Raw genomic sequence first — 17,884 nt, 5'->3', positions numbered from 1 at the left:
TCCGCTGCTTCCCTCATGAGAAGCTAAAGCTGGAAGGGCTTTTGTATTTACGTATCTGCAGAATAGGCAGCGATGGCCATATCTATTTCAATATAACTTCAATATCACGTCCAGGATCGCTGTACTTGTATATGCCAGGATTTAGTTCTAATTTTCCGTCTAATTCAATGTCTTTGTAACGGTCAACATTAACTCCTGTGGATACCATACCCTTCGCAATGATCTCAGGCACTACTTCTTTGCCGTTAATTCGCATCGTTGTTTGGTTGACACCTTTGAAGCCAGGGGAACCAGATTTCGATTCGACAATCAAATCTTTTCCCTCTGTATAGTATGTGAAATCAATTTGATAACCGTCCACATTAAGCTCAGCGAACTGTTTTTCTTCTTTAGGTTTATGAAGAGCGATCCAATTTTTAGACGTATCACGTTTCTGGATGACGGCATCTTTCAATATAAGTTTCATTGGAACATCAGACCAGTCCTTATACCACTCTGGGGATTCAAATTGATATAAGTGTTGATAATTTTCAGGACCAGCCCCTTTAAGATTCCATCCTCCGTTAATTTTTTTATCACCTATAACCAACTGAGCTGTTTTATAATGAACATTTCCTTTTTTAAGTGAATCACGCTCTGTTACTAGAATTTCAATATCCAAGGGGGTAACAATTAGTTGGTCTAAGGTAGCGCCTGTACTTTCTTGGAATTCAGCGCTGCTATGCAGCTTCTTGGAATAAATCGCTTCACTTGCTTTTTTTCCATCCGCTTCAAATTCGAACTTCCAAGTACCTTCAATTCTTTTTGCTTCCTCAGTGTAACAAAAATGGAGGTTTGCCTTTTTCCAATCTTGTGCAGTCATGTTGAATACCTGCTCAATATGCAAGTCTGAGCTGTCACTAGGTAGAATGGTTGGGATTGCGTCTATCTCTTTGTCGCCCACTTTCATTACCAAATGCGGGTTCCCACGTCCTAAATCGGATGGAGCTGCAGCAACTCTAAAGCGGACAACAGTCTTGTTGTTGGTTTGTCGAACGGATTCTATATAAATGTTAGGATACTGCTTGGTCCCGGTAACGAGGGTATCCCCGGCTTGATGATTCGTCTTTAAAGGAATATCCTGATTACGATAAAAAATAAGATTCTGTGCCTCAAGTGTGTAATCTTTTTTACGATCCTTTAAAGTATCAATAGTTTCATAAATGCCAAGGAGTTTCTGGCTTTTAGGATCGTAATTTAAATATCCGTGTGCTTGTCCCTTGGTATCAGAATTGCTAGTTACCGTAGTTTTCTCTATAGCAAACCCAATATAACTGGTTGGATCGGTTCCTGGATCCAGAGAGATAAGCATTTTCATTTTTTCGCCATCCGTTACAACACCATTCAAATTCATCGTAATGCCTGCATTGGATGCTTTTAGATCATACCGCTGGCCAATACCGTTATTTAGCGCATTGGTTACACTACGTCCGCCTATTCTATCCCAATTGATGGTCACACTAGCGAATACAGGGATGGCAACGAGCAGAAAACATGAGAATACGATACTTGCTGGAACAATTTTTGCTCTATGCATAGGTGCTTCCTGTGACTGTTGCAGAGTTGCTTTTCGTTTGGTTGCTTCCTGTTCTATATTTACCCACATTGCATCATATTCAGGTTGGGGAATGTTCTGTTCTTTTTCAAAATACCGACTCACTGCTACTCATCTCCTTTACTTGGGGTATCACCATTTTTTTTAGCAGTTTAAGCCCCCGATTTAATCTAGATTTAGCTGTTCCTTCGGGTATATTCATAACTCTAGAGATCTCCGGCATAGTCAATTCGTTTACATAACGAAGGACCACGACCATACGAATTTTATCTGGAAGCTTGTTATATAGCTTGTGTAACTCTGTCTTCGTTTCTTGATGGTATAAGCTCTCTTCCACCGGATTAAATGAATGAGGGCGTGACAATAAAAAAGTTCGTATTTCCTTCATCAGTCCAGTTTTCCGCCTTCTAAGCACATTGCTGCACTCATTAGAAGCAATTCGTAAAATCCATGATTTGAGATCTTGTACTTTGGACCTGTCGGCCAAAAGTGCTTTGACAAACACTTCCTGGCAAACATCTTCTGCATCTGCTTGATTTTGCATTAGATAATAACAAAAATAATAGATCTGCTCCTTATATAGTTCAAACAGCTCTCGATCATTCATATACGTGCACCTCCCTTGTTGTGGTCTCATCTATTAAGACTAATAACGGAGTACAATCGTTCATTTACGTCGAAAAAAGGCGGCCCTATATAGGACCACCTATTATTGATCGTTCGATTTCCGACACTCGGGCAAAACAAACCTACTGTGCCACATGCTCAATTCACTGCTTTTATCAATCAAAAAAACACCCTGCTCTAACCCCCATCATTTGCCCTAAATCAGCATGAGTCTGCCGCACCGGGCTAGCTCGTAGCAAGATTGACATACGTTCGCGTGAAATCAAGGTTCTTCAAGTCCCTTTGATCTATAAAAAACTCCAAATACCCCGCGTCCCACCAGCACATGCCGACCTCGTCCAAAGAAGATACCGAGAGCAGAACATGCCAATTTTCCGAAGCCTGATCGTGCTTTTCCCGATTCGTCTGATATTCTTGCAGCTGAAGCAGCACTTCGGACCGTAAATGCTCCGCATAATCGGTATTTCCCCTATGCATAGCTTGCTCGACTTCCTTATGGATTTGACTCTCACTCTTATGCCAGTTAAACAGAAGACCCTCCAGCCCGTTTCGGCGTAGATAAGCATCCCGCCGGGTATTCCCGGCAAAAGATTGATGCTGCCCCCACACCGTGTCGCTATGTTCATATAGAAGCTCATACAGCTCTTCGTACTGATCTACAAGAATATCTCCTAGCTCACCCTCCGATGGTAGCGTCAGGATCGGATGAAAAGAAATTGCATACGCGGTGAAACCCCGTTGCTCCGCCAACACCTCTACGCGCCCAGCAGGCGGTAATGTTTTCTGCAAAACGCTGCTGTCACCGTTATAGTAAAAGATTTTATGATCAATATCATAGGCGGGCTCATCCAGCCCAAGAAAAAAGTAAAGTATGCCCTGATGAGGCAATCCCTCAAATGGTGAAAAAGGCAGCTCGCCCAAATTAATTTGAGCAATAAATGTATAATATTCCCCGTCTGAATTACAAGGCCACTCTATCGTGGGTGGCAGGTCTGGATAGCCGGCGATCCGACTATTGCCAACCTGTTCATAATTTTCCTCATGCTCCACATGAAATTGTATAGCAGCTTGAGCTTCCTGATGAATCTCTTCTTTTAATTCTTCATCCAGTGAATGCCCTTCCAGTATTCGAGTCAGTTCATCCTTTAATGGTGGTTGTAGCATCTCGCTCGCCCCTTTTTCATGAAGTATTATGTATTGCTTGCTCTCATTTGATCTCTTATATCAGATTACCAAATTACAGTCTGACAAGCTATTTCTCTGGTGACAGGTTGGTCAGTCCTCGGTCAAATCATCGATCTTCGCTGCAAGTGAATGGTGGATACATCCAGCTCTGCATTTACGATCCAAGCGGAAATGCACTAGACATTGTTCATAAATGTTTTGTGATAGGCATTCCGGTATTGGGAAGGAGTCATATGGGCTCTCTTTTTGAACAAACGCATAAAATACTTCTCATCGCTATATCCTGCCTCTTCGGCAACCTGTTTAATGCTCATATCTGTACGGGAAATCAACTCTTTGGCTTTGTTAATACGAATACTATGAATGAACTCCAGGGGACGCATGCCTGTATTTTGCTTGAACAAACGAGAGATATAATCCTTGTTGTAATTGAATTTTCGAGCTAAATCCGTCACGGTCAGCGGTTCTTCAGCATGAATACGGGTCCACTCAATAATTTTGTTAAAACTCACATTCCCCTGTGAACTGACAGGATTGGAAAGCAAGCGGCTGAGCGCCAGTTCAGATATCTCGATCAGTAGCGAGGTGAACAAATAATTTGCACTGTGATACGTAAAATAATGTGAGTTGGCTACATGCAAAATCTGATTGACGATAATATGAATCCGATCCCCGTTATCTGCCTGTACACATTGCGGTAAATAAATATCACGCATCACACCATGTCGCTGCAAAAGCCCATCCATAGCACTTGTTTCCTGCTTCATTTCCTCATTAGATAATACATTCGGGGTTGTGGGAACATCGAAATGAAACCAATAAAATTTCACGCCTGGAAATGACTCCCTATATCCTTTATGCGTACGACCGGGGTACAGCAATAGAATATCTCCCTCGCCTACTTCAAAATCTTCCCGTTCCTCCCGTATATATACCGTCTCTTGGACACCCAGGATCAGCTCAAAATTCTCAATGGAACGACTCATATGTTTCCAAGGCACCTCGTTAACAAACTCGCCTGCCGAGATCAGTTGGATCGGAGCATCTACATTTACTTTTAGATAGGTCATGTTATCGCCTCTTTAAATTCATGTTCGGATTTGTCCACCCATTGTATGGTTAAGCTACTGACATACCGCGATTGCAATGCTAATGTAGTGGAGAAATATACACTTTCATCTTAGCTAAGGAGCGATGATTTTGAAAGCTAAAGCTTTTGACTTGCATAAAGTAAGAATTGATTCCGGCCCACTTTTACATGCGATGGAACTGAATACGGCCTACCTGCTGAGTTTGGAACCCGACCGTTTACTATCACGCTTTCGTGAATATGCGGGACTGGAGCCCAAAGCGGCTCACTATGAAGGCTGGGAAGCGCGTGGCATCAGCGGACATACACTCGGTCACTACCTGTCCGGCTGTGCACTGATGTTTGCCTCCACAGGCGACGAAAGACTGTTGGAACGCGTGAACTATGTAGTCGACGAACTGGAAATATGCCAAAACAGTCATGAAAACGGATACATTTCCGGCATTCCACGTGGGAAAGAGATTTTTGAAGAAGTAAAAGCCGGAGATATCCGCTCCCAGGGCTTTGATCTGAACGGCGGTTGGGTGCCACTATATACCATGCACAAACTTTTTGCGGGCTTGCGTGATGCACATCTGCTGGCGCATCATCCCAAGGCCCTGTCTATAGAAATCAAACTCGGCAACTGGCTGGAGGATGTACTTCAAGGGCTGGACGATGATCAGGTGCAGCAGGTGCTGCATTGCGAGTTTGGCGGTATGAATGAAGTTCTAACGGATTTGGCGGAACATTCGGGAGAAGAACGCTTTCTGAGCCTGGCGGAACGCTTTTATCACGGAGAGGTGCTCAATGATCTCGCGGATAGCCAAGATACGTTGGCAGGGCGACATGCCAATACGCAAATCCCCAAAATCATTGGCGCTGCACGGCAATTTGAAATGACGGGAAAACCGCAATATGCGGACCTGTCTCGCTTTTTCTGGGATCGGGTTGTTCACAAGCATTCCTACGTGATCGGCGGCAATAGCTATAATGAACATTTTGGTGAACCCGGGAAGCTGAATGACCGCTTGGGCGAAGGTACCTGTGAAACTTGTAACACCTACAATATGCTGAAATTAACAAGACATATGTTCGAGTGGGATGCCTATGCAGCCTATGCCGACTACTATGAACGAGCGATGTTCAATCATATCCTGGCTTCACAGCAGCCTGTAGATGGACGTGTGTGCTATTTTGTATCGCTGGAAATGGGAGGACACAAGTCCTTTAATTCTCAATATGAGGATTTCACATGCTGTGTCGGGTCCGGTATGGAAAGTCACTCCATGTACGGCACTGCGATTTATTTTCACACGCCAGAAACGATCTATGTCAATCAATATGTCCCTTCTACCGTGACATGGGACGAGATGGACGTACAGCTCAAACAAGACACTCTCTTTCCGCAAAATGGACGGGGAACGCTACGCGTCATCAGCGAGAAGCCCAAATCCTTCGCGATCAAGCTAAGATGCCCGCATTGGGCGGAGCAAGGGATGATGATTAAAATCAATGGGGAAGAGTACGTCACAGAGGCTTGTCCTACCAGCTACGTTGTAATTGAACGGGAATGGAACAATGGGGATACGATCGAGTATGACATTCCTATGACCGTGAGAGTCGAGGAAATGCCGGATAATCCACGCCGAATTGCTTTTATGTATGGCCCGCTAGTGCTGGCTGGGGACCTTGGCCCTGTCACACCGGAATCCAACGAGGAACGTCTGCTTGCGTCTGTTCTGATCGGAGCGGCCGACTCATTGACAACGAAGCTAATTGCTGACGGGAACGAGCCTAATACATTCCATATGACCGACTTAGGCTATATCGGAGACTTGAAGCTTCGTCCGTTTTATCAGATGTATGATCGTTCATATACCGTCTATTGGGATCTCTTTTCCCAGGAGGACTGGGTAGCAACAGAGGCAGAATATCGTACCGCGTTAGCGTATCAGCTAGAGCTGGAACGACTTACAGTGGACGTTGTGCAGCCTGCCGAAATGCAGCCAGAACGGGATCATGCCTTTACTGGAGAGCATGTAGGTTTGGGGTCCATCTATAACCGCAAATATCGCGATACATGGCCTGGGGGCTGGTTCTCTTTTGTCATGAAGGTGCTTCCGGATGAGCCTGTCCAATTGGCGGTCACTTATTTGAAGGACTTGAGCCGTCCTCATGGTGACTTTGACATCACTGCGGATGGTCAGATTTTAGGGGAAGGCAAGCTGGCGTCTGAGGAAATGAATAAATTCGAGACATTTGCTTATGAGCTTCCTCTATCTGTGACGGGCCACAAGAATGAAGTTACGATTCAATTCACAGCCCATCCACAAGGTAAGGTGGCGAAAGTGGCCGGATTACGAGTGATCAGACATTCTATTGTATGATCAAATTATCTATATAAATCTACTATTCCGCGTACTCCGTTTTAATTGTTCATTTTTTAAAATAAGCCTATAAAACAACAAGCAGACGCTCCTATAAGCTGTCTGCTTGTTCCGCTTACCGCCTTATAACTTCGAATCATCGTTATTGCTTCATGTTCACTTCACAGCATGTTCATTTCACGGAAACTGTCCCTAATCTTGCGTAGCTCTTGCTGTGCCCTGCTGTATCGCGAAGCGTAGGTCCAGGCAAGTACCTGATGATAATGTGAAGGTGTTTCAATCGTGGTCACGTTATACATAATTGGAGTACCTTCCACTTCCCCTTTCAGGGTAAATTCGATGGCAGGGTATCCATTTACCTCGATGTCGGAAGGGTTCCCCAACTCAGGGGCCATAATTCCTGACACCAAATGATCCTCAATGATCCCTTTATATTCTTGAAGAGTCATACTGCTGTCAAAATCGCTTTTCGGTTCTGACAATACAATCAAATATCTTTCGGTCAATTCATTTTTAATGGAAATATCCGCTTCCTCATTAATCATGTTATCTCGTGACCAATTCCACGGAGCCGTAACCGCAAACTGATCATCCTTACTAACAAAAACCTCGGGCTTCACCATTTGTGTGATGAGCGAAGAAATAAGGGATACAGCGAAGATGACCGAAATGATCGTCATCAGGATGATTACCCCGGACAAAATTCCGGTTTTTTTTCTGCTCACTGTCCCCAAATCCCGTACCTTAACCACATATGTATTCGCAGCCATATCTCCAATCCGTTGTTTCCGAGGTGTCACCAGCACACATATACCAGCGGGCAGCCCGAAGAAAAGCAGCGGATTCGTATCCACCAAATGTATAAGGGTACGGATCAAGGATTTAACCATGCCCGGCGGTTTCCCTTCTCCATTTACGACCTGAATGCGAAGTACAAACTTACCCAGCGTATAGCCTGTAAGTCCTTCCAGCAATAAATAATAGCAGAAGGAGCCCATCAGGAAGAGCATCACTACCATGCCCATATTTGGAGTTCCTACTTCAGATACTTTTTTCGCTGTAAAATAAACCAGCCCTCCATACCCGAAGACGATAAGAATGAAGTCAATCATCCAAGCCGCCCATCTTCTGAAGAAGATAGAGGCTCCGTATGTTTCTGATAATACCGCCATCTTATCCGGTTCTCGTCGATGGTAGTTGCCATTCGTCGCATATGGTCCCGGAGCTACTGTAGATGGATTGTTCGTTACATCTTGTTCTTCCAAATGATACACCCCTGATGTCAATTTAATCCCAGTTAAGTATAACATCCTTTTTCATCCAGCGGAGCAAGCCTGACAGTGCACTGGAGTAAATCGAATCCCGCCGATGAACAAACCACACCTCTAATTTGCGATATTTTTCAGGTAAACGATGAGAAGCAATACTTCCCGCCTCCTCTGCCTTTGCAATCGACGATTGTGGCAACATGGACACCCCCAGACCAGAGGCTACACCACCCAAAATGACTTCCAACGTTCCGAACTCCATAACCTGATATGCATCCACACCCGCTTCGCTCAGAAAGCTTTCCGCTCTTGTACGATGCGTGCACCCTACGTCGAAAAACAGCATAGGCTTGGCAAGCAGCTCGTTCATGTCCTTTTTCCCTGGTTGCGAGATGAGCACCAATTCCTCTTCAAAAGCTGCAACATACTCTATATGCGGATCATCGACGGGGCCATAGACGAACGCTCCATCTAATTCGTAATTCAATACCTTTTGTACGAGATCATGGGTGCTGCCTGTCATAAGCGATAGATGGACATCAGGATATTGAGCGTGATACTCCGTCAATAAAGAAGTCAGATGCGTAACCGCCGCCGTCTCAATCGATCCCAGTCGCAAAGGTCCCGCAGGATGGTCTGAATATTGAGTGGACTTTACAGCCTCGTCCAGCAAGGTCAGTATGGTATCCGTGTATTTCAGCAGGTTCTCTCCTGCCGGCGTTAACGTCATTCCCCGATTAGATCGACGAAATAGCGGTACGTTCAGTTGTGCCTCAAGCTGCTGAATCCGCGAGGTCACATTGGACTGTACATAATTCAAAACTTGCGCAGCCTTCGTGATACTGCCCTCGCGAGCGACAGCCTGAAAAATTTTCAAATCACTGCTTTCCATGTATATGTCACCTGCTTGGTATGATCATTTATGATACTCACATTCGATTTTGTTCATTTTACCGGACGCTTGCCGCTCTGTACAATTCAATATACATGCAATTGTATCTAAATTCGAACCACGGGAGGTTTTAAAATGAAAGCCGTAATCCATGCCAGCAAAAGCGGCCCTGAGGGCCTGATGTATACAGACATCACAGACAGACAGCCGTGGCACAACGAAGTGAAGGTAAGACTTAAAGCTGCAGGCTTAAATCATCGGGATCTGTTCCTCATGGCGGATCGAACAGCCCACGATGCTCCACTCATTCTGGGGTCGGATGGAGCAGGCGTGATCGAGGCTGTGGGTGATGGTGTCCCAACCTCGCTAGTAGGTACTGATGTAATTATCAATCCATGTATCGGATGGGAGAACACGCATCATGTTCCCTTGGTTCCAGCCATTCTGGGCGGACCTTCAGACGGAACATTCGCTGAATCGGTTATCATCCCCGTCCAAAATGCGGTCAGCAAGCCAGCATACCTTTCATGGGAAGCAGCAGGGGTGCTGCCTTTGTCTGCTTTGACCGCTTACCGCGCGCTCTTCACAAGAGGCCAATTGCAGGAGGGTGAGCACGTCCTCATTCCCGGTATTGGGGGTGGTGTAGCCACGTATGCCATGCTTATGGCTTTAGCGGCAGGCGCACGGGTCACCGTCACGTCACGCAACGAAGCAAAAAGGCAGGCTGCCCTCGCTCATGGCGCTAATCATGCATTCGACAGCCATAGCGAATGGAAAGAAAGTATGAACGGAGACACCGTGGATCTGATCCTTGAGAGTATCGGTCCTGCTACGTTCGATAAATATTTGGATATCCTCAAGCCGAACGGTCGGATCGTTACATTTGGTGCAAGCTCAGGAGATCGAGTAGAGATTCCACTGCGGTCTATATTTTTCCCTCAAATCAGCATCATCGGCACCTCTATGGGCAGTGGCGAGGAATTCGCAGCTATGCTTCAGTTCATGGAGCGCCATGAACTCCATCCGATTATAGATAGCGTATTTTCTTTACAAGACACAGCACAAGCCTTCCACCGTATGCAGCAGGGAGCGCAGCTAGGCAATATAGGGATCAAGATAGGGTAAGGGGGCTGCAACGAAGTATAGGAATAGAAGAAAATCCACTACCGTAAAATGCCTTCATCCAGAAGTCAATTTTATAGTAGTGGACCTATTCAGTCGATCAAACGATGCTGGACCCATTTGTTGCCGCGGAAGCGCCAAAGGAAAACGAGTCCCCGCACGCCCCATTCAATATCCATGGCCAGCCAGACACCAACAATCCCCAGGTTGAACACAATGCCCAAAATATACCCGAGCACTACCCGGCACAACCACATGGACAGCATTGAGGTGAGGGACGTAAATTTCGAATCACCTGCTGCCCTTAGGGCAGAGGGTGTAATAAAGGCGATGGACCAGAGCGGAATCTGGGCCAACGTATTAATCAGTATGACAACAAATATGTCATCTACGATTTCAGCAGGCGGATGAAACAGCCCCACCATCGGCTCAAACAAAGGCATCAGTATGAGCCCCATTACAATAAACGAACAAGACGACAGCCAAATAAACGATTTGGTAAACTTCCGGGCATCCTCGACATTTCGACGTCCCATACATTGACCGACCACGGTTACAATCGTAAGAGCCAAAGCATTCGCAGGGATTTGGAACACGTTAGCTAGGGAGGAGCAAATGGCATTCGTCGCCAATGCATTGGTCCCCAGACTCACAATGAAAATTTGGGTTAAAATTTTGCCCCCATTGAAAAACATCTGTTCCGCTGCAAAGGGAAGCCCGATAAACAGAATCTTTTTAAGCATAGCCAGATTAAAATAAAGCATATCTCTAAGCTGCACACGCAAGTCATCATCTACCCTGACCAAATAAATCAGCGCGCACACTGCTCCTGCATATCTGGACACATTGACTGCAATCGTCATGCCCAGCACACCCATATCTAATACATTAATGAATACCACATTGAGGAGCACGTACGAGAGGTTCATGATGAGCGAAAGAGCCAGCGATGCCCTCGTCTTCCCAATTCCCCTCAGCGCCCCACACACTGCCTCAACGATTGCAATCCCTACAAAAGACATGCAGCTTCCCAGCAGATATACCTTACCGTTAGCTAATACATCAGGCGAGGCGGAACCAAACAGAACACTTAAAATCGGATTGTACAACAGGATCATAAACAAACTGATACATAAGGCCAACAAGGAAACGGAGGAAATGGTGCCGGATGCGGCTTTAGAGACCATGAGGTCGTTACCGCTCCCCTTATACTGTGCCACGACAACCGTTCCCCCGGTAGACACTGCGACAAAAACATTAATCAGAAAAATATTCAAAGAATCGATCATATTTACAGCACTGACTGCCGCCATCCCCGACGAGCTAATCATTGCCGTGTTCACCAAATTAAGACCCACGATAAAAGCCTGATCAATCAGAAGCGGGATAAACAGCGCGATAATTTGTCGATAATCAATAGACTCTCCTGAAAAATGCTTATTCAGAAAGCCATGTGTTCTCATCCTTACACTCAGTTGACTCATATCATCACATTCTTTTTCTCAAATTGAAAAAAACCCTTCAACAGAAGAGCCTTCATGGCGAAAAAATGTATAAAGTTGCAAGGCTAGATGTGTCTAGTTCTTGATTCTGTACACTTTTCTCTACATAGAAGTATTACTCCAAAAGAAAATCCTGTCAATGGTCTTGCTCACATTTGAATAGAAAATAACAGAAAAACCTGCTCAGCTCAGTGAACAGGTTTTGGAGCAGCATTATAATATTTTAATATGTCATGAATACATTGTTAAAAGAATGTCTATGATCTTCTCGCAATTAAATCTTGTTGAATAGAAGCTTCATTCTTTTCGAATTTTTTATAAAAAAACATAGGAATGATTCCGATCAAGAAGATGATAAATGGCAGCCAGATAAAGCTAAACTGAATGCCAGACAACGCCGTAGGAGTTTGAACTTGCCCAGCGATATAACCGGTGCTGCCCATGATCCATGCTGGCAATAATCCGCCGATTCCGCTACCCGCTTTAATACAGAATGCGCTTCCAATCGAGGTCAGGAAACCACTTGCCCGAATACCATTTTTCCATTCCCCATAATCGACTGTATCTGACAACATCGCAAACGGCATAGAACATGCAAAGCCTGATCCTAACGCACCAATAATCCAGCCGATAATAATGAGGGTTAAGTCTGTACTGCCCATTAAAATCACGACTTGACCCAGCGCAGCTAATATCAATCCGATAATCATAATCGCATTTTTACTTAATTTTCTGGCGAAAAACGGAATCAGAACCATCGAGATCAACTGCAAGGAGGTCAGTCCATTGATTAAAGGCACTAAGTCCTTACTGTCCAGATTGTATTGCAGATAAAAGATTAAAGTTGCTGAACGAATATTCAAGCCGATCCAGTAACACAAGTTGGCAGCTACAACGAGCATCCAGGGCCAGTTTCGTTTGATGGCTGTAAAGCTTTTAGCAATGGGAACAGATTTCGTTTTCACTGCTGCATTTTCGCGCAAATCGGCAAACGCTATGAAAAACATAATAATCGCCATGATTCCAAATAAAACGAGCGTTAAGGAAAATCCTTTTTGATCATTCCCCTGTCCAAAGAAAGCGACCAAAGGTAACGTAAACGTCGTGGCGATGAAGAAACCCACATTCCCCCCGACCATGCGGAAGGAGTTCAAGACTACGCGTTCATTAGAATTGGTGCTCAGATTAGGCAGAATAGACGTAATCGGCGTACTAATTCCTGTGTACAGGATGCCGGCTATGATATACGTAATGGCGGCATATGCAATTTTGCCCGACTCACTCCAATTGGGTGTCGTAAACGTAAGGACCATGAACACAGCGAATGGAATAGCTAACCATAGAAAATAGGGTCTGCTCTGGCCATATTTTGACTTGGTTCGGTCAATCAGGATGCCCCAAATCGGGGCATCAATGGCATCGATAAAACGGGTGATAAATAGTAATGTCCCGGCAATCCCGATAGAAAGTCCGAATACATCTGTATAAAAATATAATAGATAACTGGAAATAACACAGTATAGTAGATTGCCTGCCGTATCCGTTAATGAATAGCTGATTTTACGATGAAAAGGAACGGTACTTGCTGCCTTTTCCGGTGGTTCCGTATTCACAATTCTCGTACTCATGATCTTTCCTCTCCCCATGCGAATGAATTATGATTCATAAACCCATACACGCATTTCCCCTTTAGTCCGATTGCACCAGGCGTAGTAAGGAATCGCGGTAATTTGTTGAGGAACAAACTCGGGAGGCTCTGAGCTATATAATGCATTCGAATTTTTTACCCGGTATCCCTCTATGGTCAGCTTTACAATGCCACCCAGCAGGTTTTCGCTGAACTCTTCCGTAATGAGGCTATCCTTTGTCAATCTTAATCCTGCCAAATTCGCTCCATTATCCACTTCTTCCAGGCAAAACACGACTGGTCCGCGTTGGAGAGCAATTTGCTGCTGGTTCATGGAGACCAGCGGATTGCTCCGAATGCGCTCAACCGGCATAGCCAAATGCAGAGTTACCACATCTCCGTCCTTCCAAGTACGCTGAATCTCGATATAGCCCTTTTCCAGACGGTCTAATGATATGGTTTCCCCATTCACCTTTACCTCTGCCTGCTTGCACCACCCAGGAATCCGTAGTGCCCATTTGAAGAAAGTCGGCTCCGTTACGTGGATCGAAAAGGTTAGATCCGCATCCCATGGATAATGATGAGTTTGTGTAATTTCAACCTCATGACTAGATAAAGTCATGTTCACCTTGCTGGCAATGTACAGATGCGTATACAACGTATCATCCGTTTGGGTGTACATATTGTCCTCAACTGATGCAATCATTCGTGCCAAATTGGGCGGACAACAGGCGCAGAAAAACCATTTTTGACGTTCTGTTTTTACATGCTCTTGATCTTTTCTGGATTTTTGAAAAGGATTAACCTCCAACGGATTCACGTAGAAAAATCGTTTCCCGTCCAGGTCCATCCCACTAATCGTCCCGTTGTATAGCGCACGCTCCAGAACATCGGCGTATTTCCGGTCTGGCGCTAAGCGCAGCATACGATTGGCCCAAAAGGCCAGCCCTACAGAGGCGCAAGTCTCACAGTACATGCTGTCATTGGGAAGATCGTGATGGCAAGTGAATGCTTCCGCGTTTACAGTAGAACCGATCCCTGCGGTGATGTACATTTTGTGATTCGTTACATCATCCCACAGCGTTTCACAGGCTTGTAACAGGGAAGCATCCCCTGTTTTCGCGGCCAAGTCCGCCATCGCAATATACAGATACACCGCTCTTACCGCATGGCCGACTGCCTCTTTTTGTTCCCGCACAGGTTGGTGTGCTTGCTGGTATTCGAAGCCTAAGCCAAAATTAATATTGTTATCATCATTCCAGGTGGGCTCTGTTTGAATATGTTTTCTCTGTTCTTGTTCCTCTGCAAAGTAAATGGGATGCTGTCCCCGCTGTTCAATAAAATATTGCGCTAATTTGAGATATTGATCCTTTGCAGTTACGTCGTATAATTTGATCAAAGCCAACTCAATTTCTTCATGTCCCGGATAGCCTTTCCGTTTACCTTCTTCCGTACCAAAAACCTGCTGAATCAGGTCTACGTATTTTTCCATAATGTGAAGAAACTTCGTTTTGCCCGTCGTTTCATAATAAGCAACAGCCGCTTCTATAAAATGCCCTGCACAATACAACTCATGATTGTCTCTTAAGTTGGTCCAGCGATTGTTGGGTTCCTTAAGCAGATAGTACGTATTTAGATACCCATCCTCAGCTTGAGCTCTTCCCAACAATTCAATCACTTCATCAGCCCGTTCTTCAAGCGCAGGATTCGGATGATCCCTTAAGCTAAAGGCAACCGTCTCCAACCATTTGGCAAGGTCACTGTCCTGGAAAACGGTTCCATAATACTCCCCACTGGATTCCCCGGCTGCAATCCTAAAGTTTTCAATCGCATGACTGGGTTCTGTATCTGGTAATTCATCATTTAATGCTTTCCATTGGTAAGGAATAACCTCTTCCGCCACAACCTGCTTATACTTTTTCCAAAATAAATCGTCAACGATGACATGCTTAACTGGCTTTGCCGTTTTCATTGGATAAACATCCCTTCCTGGAAATAGAACGCTTTCATTTTTGAGAAAATAAGGATAAAGTAATGATAATATCGTACAAGCTAACCTGAGCTCCCCTTGCTACAGTCCTTATTTTATCAACCTGAATTTATAAAAAAAATCGCGATCTTTAACTAAAACTTATACGATTTCACACACAAAGGAGCTGGCTTCCATGAGCAAAACAGACTTTCTATCATTCCTTGTTCCTCCGCTGCCTTATTTCATTGAGGGGAATTTTACTACATATCAAAAAGGGGATTGGCACCCGAATAGGTATAATCTGGGTTATTTTGACGTAATAATCATTAAAGAAGGATTGCTGCACATTGGCGAAGAGGACGAAGTGTGGAAGGTAACTAAAAATTACGCTCTCATTCTTGAACCGGATAAACATCATTTTCCCATTGAGGCATGTACAGAACAAACCTCCTTTTACTGGTTCCATTTTCAAACCAATAGCATGTGGTGCGCACAATCCTCGCCCAATCCTATTATACCCAGCACCCCCATTCCCGAGCTGCACTTTCATTCAGAACATACGACCATTCATTTGCCCAAAATTCAAAAAGTGGTGAATCCACATGAGCTATTTTCGAAATTAGACCATTTACTAGCCTCTACTTTAAAACCTAGAAAACTGGCACTATGGGAGGCCCAACAGACGTTTGCGAGTGTTTTCCAGAGTTTGGAGTATGACCAGAATAATAAAGACAGCTCCTCTAAGTTGGCGGAACAAATCGAAATATACCTAAAACAGAATTACAAAAATACAATCACCAATAAAGATTTGGAGACCCATTTTCACGTACATCAGAACTATCTCGCCAGATGTATGAAGGTCGCCTTCCAGCGCACACCGCTTGAGTATTTAATGGATTATCGACTGGATCAAGGGCGCAGTCTTTTGCTACAAACCGACTGGTCTGTCCAACAAATTACGGAGGAAACGGGATTCTCCCAAGCAAGCTATTTCTCCAAATGCTTTAAAGAAAAATTCGGAATGTCTCCAAAGAATTACAGACAACAATACTGGAAACCAGTCCATTGAATGCTTACACCTCCTTTACATTCTCTTTACATTTTCATTGTATCCTTTTGATATTCTCGCTTTATACTGAGTCGGTTATATCATTTTTACTTCGGAAAAGGGGCATACATATGAAGTCAACTAAACTCGTATTATTAGCCATTTTAACAGGGATTCTGGTATCACCAGAACTGACCCATGCGGCAGACATTCAGCCATCCGGGTATGCATCACTACGAACACAGGCAGATAAAATGGGGGCGACAATTACATGGGACAGTGATGACCAGTCTGTTTTGGTCAAGCTGAAAAATGGCATTGTCGGGACCTTTACAGTGGGTGAGAAGCAATATCGTCTAGCTGGACTAAGCGGAAAAGCGGACCGGGAAATTAAGATGATGAATGGAAATGTATATCTTCCTACAAAACTTCTTACAGCGCTTGAAGCAGAGAACAGCAAATATGCAGATCCAACGGACGCAGTCCCTACCTATAAAGTGATCCCTTCTGCTGAAACAGAAGCTGTGGAGGATGGAGAAGACGCAGCCGACGACCCTGCAATCTGGCTCAACCCGGCCGATCCAGAGAAAAGTAGAATTTTAGCAACCAATAAAGGCGGCGGGATTTTAGTCTATGATCTGGAAGGCAAGCAACTGCAAAACATGAAGGTCGGAAAAATGAATAACGTGGATCTTCGTTACGGTTTCACATTGGGCGGCAAAAAAATTGATATTGCAGGGGCAACCAATCGAACCAACAACACGATCGATATCTTTTCCATTGACGGTGCATCAGGAAAGCTGACCAACGTGGTTGGCAAACCCATTAAAGCATCTATGAAAGAAGTGTACGGATTCAGCTTATACCATAGCCTCAAGACAGATAAATTTTACGCGCTCGTGTTGGGCAAAGAGGGTGAATTTGAGCAATATGAGCTGACTGACGACGGAAGCGGCAAAATTGCAGGTAAGCTTGTCCGCCAGTTCAAGCTGAATACGCAATCCGAAGGCATGGTTGCTGATGATGAATATGGTACGATCTACATCGCTGAAGAGGATTACGCTATTTGGAAGTATAGTGCGGAGCCAGACGGTTCAACCGAGCCGCTGCGACGTGTGGATATTGCAGATGGGCGCAGACTTCACGATGACATAGAAGGACTTACATTGTATTACGGTAAAGATGGCAAGGGGTATCTCATGGCCTCCAGTCAAGGAAACAGCAGCTATGCGATCTATGAACGACAAGGCGACAATGCATATATAAGCAACTTTACGATTAGCGCGAGCCCTACCGTTGATGGCACATCTGTCACAGACGGTATTGATGTTCTTGGCTACGGATTAGGAAAGAATTTCCCACATGGTATCTTCGTTGCACAAGATGACGAAAATCTTCAAAACGGCAAAAAGTTAAATCAGAACTTTAAAATGGTGCCTTGGGAGCGAATCGCTACGGGAGCCCCTACCCCGCTAACGATAGACGATGGCACCAACCCGCGTGAATTGGTAAACAGAAGCACGAAGTAATGCCCCTCGGGGAAATCAACTCAACTTTCCGACCCTATTCATAGAAAAAAAGAGGTGTT

The 17,884-nt window shown here is 44.7% G+C and carries 13 protein-coding genes; 4 read left to right on the top strand and 9 right to left on the bottom strand.

Annotated elements, in window-relative coordinates:
- Positions 1–82: 82 nt before the first annotated feature.
- The 4 genes from MHI21_RS01390 to MHI21_RS01375 all read right to left on the bottom strand — a co-directional run bounded on the left by MHI21_RS01390 (position 83) and on the right by MHI21_RS01375 (position 4,476).
- Positions 83–1,699 carry a DUF4179 domain-containing protein gene (locus MHI21_RS01390; protein ID WP_342419274.1) on the bottom strand — a complete coding sequence of 539 codons (1,617 nt, stop codon included), beginning with the start codon at positions 1,697–1,699 and terminating at the stop codon, positions 83–85.
- Positions 1,683–2,201 carry an RNA polymerase sigma factor gene (locus MHI21_RS01385; RefSeq protein WP_341162544.1) on the bottom strand — a complete coding sequence of 173 codons (519 nt, stop codon included), beginning with the start codon at positions 2,199–2,201 and terminating at the stop codon, positions 1,683–1,685. The genes MHI21_RS01390 and MHI21_RS01385 overlap by 17 nt, the downstream gene beginning before the upstream one ends.
- Positions 2,202–2,446: 245 nt before the next feature.
- Entirely contained in the window at positions 2,447–3,385 is a 939-nt protein-coding gene (locus MHI21_RS01380; RefSeq protein ID WP_342419273.1) for a YwqG family protein, read from the bottom strand.
- A gap of 197 nt (positions 3,386–3,582) precedes the next feature.
- Positions 3,583–4,476, bottom strand: coding sequence for an AraC family transcriptional regulator (locus MHI21_RS01375; protein WP_342419272.1), 894 nt, complete (start codon positions 4,474–4,476; stop codon positions 3,583–3,585).
- 130 nt (positions 4,477–4,606) lie between these two features.
- Here MHI21_RS01375 and MHI21_RS01370 point away from each other — a divergent pair, with 130 nt between their 5' ends.
- Positions 4,607–6,865, top strand: coding sequence for a beta-L-arabinofuranosidase domain-containing protein (locus MHI21_RS01370; protein WP_342419271.1), 2,259 nt, complete (start codon positions 4,607–4,609; stop codon positions 6,863–6,865).
- A 161-nt stretch (positions 6,866–7,026) separates the two neighbouring features.
- On the opposite strand, the gene MHI21_RS01365 is transcribed toward MHI21_RS01370, so the two are convergent.
- Together MHI21_RS01365 and MHI21_RS01360 are read right to left on the bottom strand one after the other, a co-directional pair.
- Positions 7,027–8,175, bottom strand: coding sequence for an RDD family protein (locus MHI21_RS01365; RefSeq protein ID WP_342419270.1), 1,149 nt, complete (start codon positions 8,173–8,175; stop codon positions 7,027–7,029).
- Complete coding sequence (locus tag MHI21_RS01360; RefSeq protein ID WP_341162549.1) at positions 8,153–9,025, bottom strand: LysR family transcriptional regulator; 873 nt, start codon at positions 9,023–9,025, stop codon at positions 8,153–8,155. Before MHI21_RS01360 ends, MHI21_RS01365 begins: the two co-directional genes overlap by 23 nt.
- Before the next feature lie 135 nt (positions 9,026–9,160).
- On the opposite strand from MHI21_RS01360, the gene MHI21_RS01355 reads away from it, so the two are divergent.
- Positions 9,161–10,150, top strand: coding sequence for a zinc-binding dehydrogenase (locus MHI21_RS01355; protein ID WP_342419269.1), 990 nt, complete (start codon positions 9,161–9,163; stop codon positions 10,148–10,150).
- A gap of 89 nt (positions 10,151–10,239) precedes the next feature.
- Here MHI21_RS01355 and MHI21_RS01350 read toward each other — a convergent pair whose 3' ends face one another.
- The 3 genes from MHI21_RS01350 to MHI21_RS01340 form a co-directional block, all read right to left on the bottom strand.
- Complete coding sequence (locus tag MHI21_RS01350; protein WP_254351785.1) at positions 10,240–11,631, bottom strand: MATE family efflux transporter; 1,392 nt, start codon at positions 11,629–11,631, stop codon at positions 10,240–10,242.
- 275 nt (positions 11,632–11,906) lie between these two features.
- Positions 11,907–13,277, bottom strand: a complete 1,371-nt coding sequence (locus tag MHI21_RS01345; RefSeq protein ID WP_342419268.1) for an MFS transporter — start codon at positions 13,275–13,277, stop codon at positions 11,907–11,909.
- Positions 13,278–13,304: 27 nt separating this feature from the next.
- Positions 13,305–15,248: a beta-L-arabinofuranosidase domain-containing protein gene (locus tag MHI21_RS01340; protein ID WP_342419267.1), complete on the bottom strand. Its 1,944-nt coding sequence runs from the start codon at positions 15,246–15,248 to the stop codon at positions 13,305–13,307.
- Positions 15,249–15,441: 193 nt separating this feature from the next.
- Here MHI21_RS01340 and MHI21_RS01335 point away from each other — a divergent pair, with 193 nt between their 5' ends.
- The gene (locus MHI21_RS01335) at positions 15,442–16,317 is read left to right on the top strand and encodes a helix-turn-helix transcriptional regulator (RefSeq protein WP_342419266.1); all 876 of its coding nucleotides are present in this window, start codon (positions 15,442–15,444) and stop codon (positions 16,315–16,317) included.
- Positions 16,318–16,427: 110 nt separating this feature from the next.
- On the top strand, positions 16,428–17,825 hold the full coding sequence (locus tag MHI21_RS01330) for a phytase (RefSeq protein WP_342419265.1): 1,398 nt from the start codon (positions 16,428–16,430) through the stop codon (positions 17,823–17,825).
- Positions 17,826–17,884 lie beyond the last annotated feature (59 nt).

Source organism: Paenibacillus sp. FSL H8-0168, from assembly GCF_038592955.1.
GTDB classification, from domain to species: domain Bacteria; phylum Bacillota; class Bacilli; order Paenibacillales; family Paenibacillaceae; genus Paenibacillus; species Paenibacillus polymyxa_B.
The sequence above is the reverse complement of the archived record's forward strand: the minus strand, read 5'-3'. Positions and strand labels throughout refer to the sequence as shown.

Bases quoted from the DNA above. Each gene is read 5' to 3' on its own strand.
- MHI21_RS01355 (WP_342419269.1), top strand. From the start codon at position 9,161: ATGAAAGCCGTAATCCATGCCAGCAAAAGCGGCCCTGAGGGCCTGATG.
- MHI21_RS01345 (WP_342419268.1), bottom strand. From the start codon at position 13,277: ATGAGTACGAGAATTGTGAATACGGAACCACCGGAAAAGGCAGCAAGT.
- MHI21_RS01365 (WP_342419270.1), bottom strand. From the start codon at position 8,175: ATGTTATACTTAACTGGGATTAAATTGACATCAGGGGTGTATCATTTG.
- MHI21_RS01360 (WP_341162549.1), bottom strand. From the start codon at position 9,025: ATGGAAAGCAGTGATTTGAAAATTTTTCAGGCTGTCGCTCGCGAGGGC.
- MHI21_RS01340 (WP_342419267.1), bottom strand. From the start codon at position 15,248: ATGAAAACGGCAAAGCCAGTTAAGCATGTCATCGTTGACGATTTATTT.
- MHI21_RS01350 (WP_254351785.1), bottom strand. From the start codon at position 11,631: ATGAGTCAACTGAGTGTAAGGATGAGAACACATGGCTTTCTGAATAAG.
- MHI21_RS01330 (WP_342419265.1), top strand. From the start codon at position 16,428: ATGAAGTCAACTAAACTCGTATTATTAGCCATTTTAACAGGGATTCTG.
- MHI21_RS01335 (WP_342419266.1), top strand. From the start codon at position 15,442: ATGAGCAAAACAGACTTTCTATCATTCCTTGTTCCTCCGCTGCCTTAT.
- MHI21_RS01375 (WP_342419272.1), bottom strand. From the start codon at position 4,476: ATGACCTATCTAAAAGTAAATGTAGATGCTCCGATCCAACTGATCTCG.
- MHI21_RS01380 (WP_342419273.1), bottom strand. From the start codon at position 3,385: ATGCTACAACCACCATTAAAGGATGAACTGACTCGAATACTGGAAGGG.
- MHI21_RS01385 (WP_341162544.1), bottom strand. From the start codon at position 2,201: ATGAATGATCGAGAGCTGTTTGAACTATATAAGGAGCAGATCTATTAT.